Raw genomic sequence first — 7,456 nt, forward strand, 5'->3', positions numbered from 1 at the left:
CGCTGCCCGAGGTGCGGGCGACGGTCACCGGGACGCTGCGCCGGGAGGACGGCGGCGCCGACCGCGTCCTGGCGGGGCTGGGCGAGCTGTTCACCGCCGGGGTGCCGGTGGACTGGGCCGCCCTGTTCGCCGGGGCCGGGGCGCGCCGGGTGCCGCTGCCCACGTACGCCTTCCAGCGCCGGCACTACTGGCTGGAGCCGGCCAGGACACCGAGGCCGGCCGAGCCCGCCGACAGTTCCCTGTGGGCGGCCATCGAGGACGGGGACGCGGAGTTGCTCGCGCGGGACCTGGAGGTGGACGCGGACGCCCTGGGCACGGTGCTGCCCGCGCTGGCCTCGTGGCACCGGCGCAGCCGGGAGGACGCGCTCGCGGACGACTGGCGGTACCGGGTCGGCTGGACCCGGGTGGCCGCGGCCGGGCCGGAGCTGCCGGGCCGCCTGCTGGTGCTGGTCCCGGCCGCGCGGGCGGATTCGGCGCGGGTCCGCGCGGTGCTGGACCACCTGGCCGCGCGGGGCGCCGAGGTGGTGACCGCCGAGGTGTCCGAGACCGGCCGGGAGGCGCTGGGCGACCAGATCAAGCCGGCACACGGGTGTGCCGGTGTGGTGTCCCTGCTCTCGTGGGACGACCGTGCCGACACCGAGTACGGCACGGTGTCCAGGGGCACCGCGGCGACGCTGGCGCTGGCGCAGGCGCTGCGCGACCACGACGTCACCGCTCCGCTGTGGTGCGTCACCAGGGGCGGGGTCGCGGTGGCCGGTGAGCCGGCCGATCCGGTGCAGTCGGCGGTGTGGGGTTTCGGCGCCGTACTGGGGCTCGACCACCCGGACACCTTCGGCGGCCTGGTCGACCTTCCGGCGGAACCGGCGGAAGGGGCGGACGGGGACGACGACCAGGCGGTGCTGGACGGGCTGTGCGCCGCGCTGTCCTCCCCGGAGGGGGAGGACCAGCTCGCGGTGCGCGCCGACGGGCTGTTCGCCCGCCGGATGCTGCGGGACCGGGACGGTTCGGGCGGCGCCTGGCAGCCGCGTGGCACCGTGCTGGTCACCGGCGGCACCGGGGGGCTCGGTTCGCATGTGGCGCGCTGGCTCGCCGAGAGTGGCGCGGACCATGTGGTGCTGCTCAGCCGGCAGGGCGGTGACGCGCCGGGCGCGGCCGGACTGGTGGCGGACCTGGCCGGGGTGGAGGTCACCGTGGCCGCCTGCGACGTGACCGACCGGGACGGCGTGGCCGCGGTGCTGGCGGAGGCGGAGCGGACCCATCCGCTGACCGCGGTGGTGCACACCGCCGGGGCCGGGCTGGCGTCCGCTCCGGTGACCGAGGTGACCGCCGAGCGGTTCGCCGCGGTGACGCGGGCCAAGGTCCAAGGCGCGCAGGTGCTGGACGAACTCCTCGGCGACCGCCCGCTCGACGCGTTCGTGCTGTTCTCCTCGGGCGCCGGTGTCTGGGGCAGCGGTGGACAGGCCCCGTACGCGGCCGGCAACGCCTTCCTCGACGGGCTGGCGGCGCGGCGGCGGGCGCACGGGCTGGCGGCCACGTCGGTGTCCTGGGGCGGCTGGGGCGGTGGTCTCGGCATGATCGACGCCGACGGCGGCGACCAGTGGCGCCGGATCGGCGTCCTGCCGATGGACCCGGCGCCCGCGCTGCGGGCGATGGCGCGGGCCGTGGCCGGTGGCCTGCCGCATGTGATCGTCGCCGACATCGACTGGGCGCGGTTCGTGCCGGGGTACACGATGGCCCGGGAGCGGCCGCTGCTGCGGCGGCTGCCCGAGGTCGCCGAGATCCTGGCGGCGGACACCACGGGCGGCGGCGCCTCGGAGCGGGAGGTGCTCCTGGCCGGGCTGGCCGAGCTGACCGGCCCGGAGCAGGAGGCGTTCCTGACCGATCTGGTACGGCGTGAGGCGGCGGCCGTGCTCGGGCACGCCACACAGGACGCGGTGGAGCCGGAGCGCGCGTTCAAGGACACCGGTTTCGACTCGCTGACGGCGGTGGAGCTGCGCAACCGCGTCAACGCGGCCACCGGCCTCCGGCTCTCCGCCACGGTGGTGTTCGACTATCCGAAGCCGACCGCGCTGGCCCGCAAGCTCCGGACGGAGCTGGTGCCCGACCAGGGCGGGGCCGCGGACGGCGGGGCCGCCGACGCGGAGGGCCGCGAGGAGGAGATCCGGCGGGTGCTGGCTTCGGTGCCGTTGCGCCGGTTCCGCGAACTGGGGGTGCTGGACGCGCTGGTGCGCCTCGCGGACTCCGCGGCCGGCGACCCGAACGCCGCGGCGGAGGCGGAACCCTCCGCGATCGCGGACCTGGATGCCGACGAACTGGTGAGCCGGGCGATGCGCGGCACGACCTTCGGAAACGACTGACGCCGCGGTTGCGGAGAGGAGTACACATGGCTGCGTCCCGGGAAGACCTGGTCAAGGCGCTGCGTACCTCGCTGATGGACGCCGAGCGGCTGAAGCGGGAGAACGACCGGCTGATCGCCGAGTCCACCGAACCGGTGGCGATCGTGTCGATGGCGTGCCGGCTGCCGGGCGGGGTGACCGACCCCGAGTCGCTGTGGGAGCTGGTGGACGAGGGGCGGGACGCGATCGGGCCGTTCCCCGCGGACCGCGGCTGGGACCTGGAGACCCTGTTCGACTCCGATCCGGACGCGGTGGGCACGTCGTATGTGCGCGAGGCCGGGTTCCTGGCGGACGCGGGCGGGTTCGACGCCGCGTTCTTCGGCATCTCCCCGCGCGAGGCCCTGTCGCTGGACCCGCAGCAGCGGCTGCTGCTGGAGACCGCGTGGGAGACCTTCGAACGGGCCGGGATGGACCCGCGGTCGGTGGAGGGCCGGGACATCGCGGTGTTCGCCGGGGGCAGCGGCCAGGGGTACGGCAGCGGTCCGGGTGAGGCGCCGAAGGGGCTGGAGGGCTATCTCGGGGTCGGTGTCTCCGGCAGCGTCATCTCCGGACGCGTGTCCTACACGCTCGGGCTGACCGGGCCGGCCGTGACCGTGGACACCGCCTGCTCCTCCTCGCTGGTGGCCGTCCACCTCGCGGTCCAGGCGCTGCGGTCCGGTGAGTGCTCCATGGCGCTGGCCGGCGGGGTCGCGGTCATGGGGCAGCCCACCGCGTTCGTCGAGTTCTCCCGCCAGCGCGGGCTGGCCCCCGACGGGCGCTGCAAGTCCTTCAGCGACCACGCCGACGGCACCACGTGGTCCGAGGGCGTCGGTCTCGTCCTCCTGGAGCGGCTGTCCGACGCCCGCCGCAACGGCCACGAGGTGCTCGCCGTCATCCGCGGCACCGCCGTCAACCAGGACGGCGCCTCCAACGGCCTGACCGCGCCCAACGGCCCGTCCCAGGAACGGGTGATCCGCCAGGCCCTGGCGAACGCCGGGCTGTCGGTGGCCGAGGTGGACGCGGTCGAGGCGCACGGCACCGGCACCACGCTCGGCGACCCCATCGAGGCCCAGGCCGTCCTGGCCACCTACGGGCAGAACCGCCCGGCGGACCAGCCCCTGTGGCTGGGCTCGCTGAAGTCCAACATCGGCCACGCGCAGGCCGCCGCCGGTATCGCCAGTGTCATCAAGACCGTCATGGCCCTGCGGCACGGCCGGCTGCCGAAGACCCTGCACGCGCAGCGGCCCACCTCCAAGGTGGACTGGACCTCGGGCGCGGTGTCCCTGCTCACCGAGGCCCGGCCCTGGCCCGAGACCGGACGCCCGCGCCGCGCCGGGATCTCCTCCTTCGGCGTCAGCGGCACCAACGCCCACCTGGTGCTCGAACAGGCCCCGGCGGAGGACGCCCCGCGGCCGGAACCGTCCACGGCGCCGGAGGAATCCGCGGAACCCGGTCCGGTCGCCACCGGCGGGGTGGTGCCGTGGGTGCTCTCGGGCCACACGGAGGCGGCGCTGCGCGCCCAGGCCGGCCGGCTGCTGAGCCATGTGCGGGACACCGCCGCCGACAGCCCGCGGGACGTGGGCTGGTCACTGGCCACCACCCGGACCGGGCTGGGCCACCGCGCGGTCGTGCTGTGCGCCGATGCCGGGCAGGCCGTCGCGGGGCTGGAGGCCCTGGCCTCGGGCACCCCGGCCCGGTCGGTGGTCACCGGGTCCGCCGGCCCGGGGAAGGTGGCGGTGCTGTTCACCGGCCAGGGCAGCCAGCGAGCCGGGATGGGCCGGGAGCTGTACGACCGGTACCCGGTGTTCGCGCGGGCCTTCGACGAGGTGTGCGCCCTGTTCGGCGATCTGCGCGCCGGGGACGACAAGGTGCCGCTCTCCGAAGTGGTCTTCGCCGAGGAGGGGTCGGCGACGGCCGCGCTGCTGGACCGTACCGCGTTCACCCAGCCCGCGCTGTTCGCGGTGGAGGTGGCGCTGTTCCGGCTGGTGGAGTCGTGGGGGGTGCGCCCCGCCTATGTGCTGGGCCACTCGATCGGCGAACTGGTCGCGGCCCATGTGGCGGGGGTGCTGGACCTGCCGGACGCCTGCACGCTGGTGCGGGCGCGTGGCCGGCTGATGCAGGAACTGGCCGCGACGGGGGCGATGGTCGCGGTGGAGGCGGCCGAGGAGGAGGTCACCGCGCTGCTCGCGGGGAAGGAGGGCCGGATCTCCGTCGCCGCGGTCAACGGCCCGACGTCCGTGGTGGTCTCCGGTGACCGGGACGTGGTCACCGAGGTGGCGGAGACACTGGCGCGGCGGGGCCGCAAGACCAAGCGGCTCGTGGTCTCGCACGCCTTCCACTCCCCGCACATGGACGGGATGCTGGACGCCTTCCGCGAGGTGGCGTCGCGGCTGGTCTACTCGCCGCCCCGGGTGCCCGTGGTGTCGAACCTGACCGGCCGGGTGGCGGGCCCCGAAGAGCTGTGCTCCCCGGAGTACTGGGTACGGCATGTGCGCGGCGCGGTGCGGTTCCTGGACGGTGTCCGCACACTGGCCGCCGAGGGCGTGCGCACCCATCTGGAACTGGGCCCGGACGGGGTGCTGACCGCGATGGGGCAGGACTGCCTGCCGGAGGAGGAGACGGAGGAGGCGGCGGGGGACGCGTTCGTACCGTCCCTGCGTCCGGGCGTCCCGGAGGCCCACGCGGTGCTGGCCGGGCTGGCGGGTCTGTACGTACGGGGTGTGCCGGTGGACTGGGCCGCCCTGTTCGCCGGATCGGGCGCCCGGCGCACCGGTCTTCCGACGTACGCCTTCCAGCACGAGCACTACTGGCTGGAGCGGACCCCCGGGTCCGGCGACGTGGGCGCGGTGGGGCTCGGGGAGGCGGGCCACCCGCTGCTGGGCGCGGTGGTGCAGCTGCCGGAGACGGGCGGTGTGCAGCTCAGCGGGCGCCTGTCGGTGCGGGCCCAGCCCTGGCTGGGCGAGCACGTCATCTCCGGGGCGGTGCTGGTGCCCGGCACGGCCATGGTGGAGATGGCGGTCCGCGCCGGGGACGAGACCGGCACCCCGGTGCTGGAGGAGCTGGTGATCGGGCAGCCGATGGTGCTGCCCGGCGACACCGCCCTGAGCGTCCAGGTCGTCGTGGGCGCGGACGACGGCGGGCGGCGCACGGTGCGGATCTACGCCCGCGCCGACGGGGGCGCGGACTGGACCGAGCACGCCACCGGCACTCTCACGGCGCAGGGCCCGGAGCCGGGAGAGGAAACGGCCGGCGCGTGGCCGCCCGCGGAGGCCGAGCCGATCCCGGTGGCGGACTTCTACGACGGGCTGGCCGGCGCCGGATACCGTTACGGACCGGCGTTCCGCGGGCTGGTCGCCGCGTGGCGCCGGGACGGTGAGGTCTTCGGTGACGTGGTGCTGCCGGAGGCGTCCGGCGCGGAGGCCGAGCGGTTCGGCATCCACCCGGCGCTGCTGGACGCCGCCCTGCACGCGGGCAGCTTCTGCCTGCCCGCCGACCCGGAGCGGCGGGTGACCCTGCTGCCGTTCGCGTGGCACAACGTCCGCCTGTACGCGGGCGGCGCCTCCGCGGTCCGGGTGCACGTCCGCCCGGCCGGGGAGGACGCCTTCTCGGTGCGGCTGACCGACGGCTCGGGCCGGACGGTCGCCTCCGTGGAGGCGCTCACCCTGCGGGCGGTGGATCCGGCGCAGCTGGAGAGCGGCGCGGCCGACGACGCGCTGTGGACGGTGCGGTGGACCGAACACTCCGCGCGGGACACGACGGTCTCCTGGGCTCCGCTCGGCGAACCGGCCACCGGGGGCGCCCTTCCGGACGTCCTCGTCGCCGACACGCGCGGCTGGGCCGAGGACGTCACCGAGTCGCCCGCGCGGGCCCGGGAGCTCACCGGCCGGGTACTGGCGGCGATCCAGCGGTGGGTCGGCGACGACGCCGCGGCCGGGACACGGCTGGCCGTGGTCACCCGTGGCGCGGTCGCCGTGCACGGGGACGCCGAGGTCACCGATCCGGCCGCCGCCGCGGTCTGGGGCCTGGTCCGCTCGGCGCAGGCCGAACACCCGGGGCGGCTGCTCCTGGTGGACGCCGACGACGCGCCCGGGGCGCTGCCCGCCGGTGTGTGGTCCGGTGCCGAACCGCAGCTGGCGGTGCGCGGTGACGCCCTGTGGGTGCCGCGCCTGGCCCGGGTCGAGCCCGGTCTGCGGGTGCCCGAGGGGCCGTCGTGGCACCTGGACGCGGCCGAGTACGGCACCCTGGACCATCTGGCGCTGCTGCCCGACGAGGCCGGGACCGCGCCGCTGGCCGCCGGTCAGGTGCGGATCGAGGTCCGCGCCGCGGGGCTCAACTTCCGCGATGTGCTGGTGACGCTCGGGATGTATCCGGGCCGCTCGGTGATCGGTACCGAGGGCGCCGGTGTGGTGACCGAGGTCGGCCCGGAGGTCGAGGGCCTGGCCGTGGGCGACCGGGTGATGGGGCTGTTCTCCGGCTCGTTCGGGCCGCTGGCCACCGCCGACGCGCGGACGGTGATCCGGTTTCCGAAGCACTGGTCGTTCGGCACGGCGGCCGGGGTGCCGGTGGCGTACCTCACCGCGCTGTACGCGTTGCAGGACCTCGGCGACGTCCGGCCGGGCGAGACGGTGCTGGTGCACGCCGCCGCGGGCGGCGTGGGCATGGCCGCCGTCCAGCTGGCGCGGCACTTCGGCGCCACCGTCCTGGGCACCGCCCACCCCGCCAAACACCACGTCCTCCACCGGCTCGGCATTCCCGCCGACCACCTCGCCTCCAGCCGCGACCTCGGCTACGCCGACACCTTCCCCGCCGCCGACGTCGTCCTCAACTCGCTCACCGGCGAGCACATCGACGCCTCCCTCCGTCTCCTGGGCCCCGGTGGCCGGTTCCTGGAGATGGGCAAGACCGACCTGCGGGAGCCGGGCGAGGTCGCGGCGCGGCACCCGGAGGTCAGCTACCGGGCGTTCGACCTGGGCGGGGAGGCTCCCGCGGACCGGGTGCGGGAGTTGCTGCGCCAGTTGGTGGAGCTGTTCGAACAGGGACGGATCGCACCGCTGCCGGTGCGCCCGTGGGACATCACCCGC

The 7,456-nt window shown here is 75.9% G+C and carries 2 protein-coding genes; both read left to right on the forward strand.

Annotated elements, in window-relative coordinates:
- Positions 1-2,357: SDR family NAD(P)-dependent oxidoreductase (locus AXW62_RS38470; protein WP_159061068.1), on the forward strand; the 2,357-nt coding region annotated here is incomplete at its 5' end.
- An 8-nt stretch (positions 2,358-2,365) separates the two neighbouring features.
- On the forward strand, positions 2,366-7,456 hold a 5,091-nt coding region (locus tag AXW62_RS38475; protein ID WP_442267823.1), incomplete at its 3' end, for a beta-ketoacyl synthase N-terminal-like domain-containing protein.

Origin of the sequence: Streptomyces hygroscopicus subsp. hygroscopicus, assembly GCF_001553455.1 — a bacterium.
Taxonomy (GTDB): Bacteria; Actinomycetota; Actinomycetes; order Streptomycetales; family Streptomycetaceae; genus Streptomyces; species Streptomyces hygroscopicus.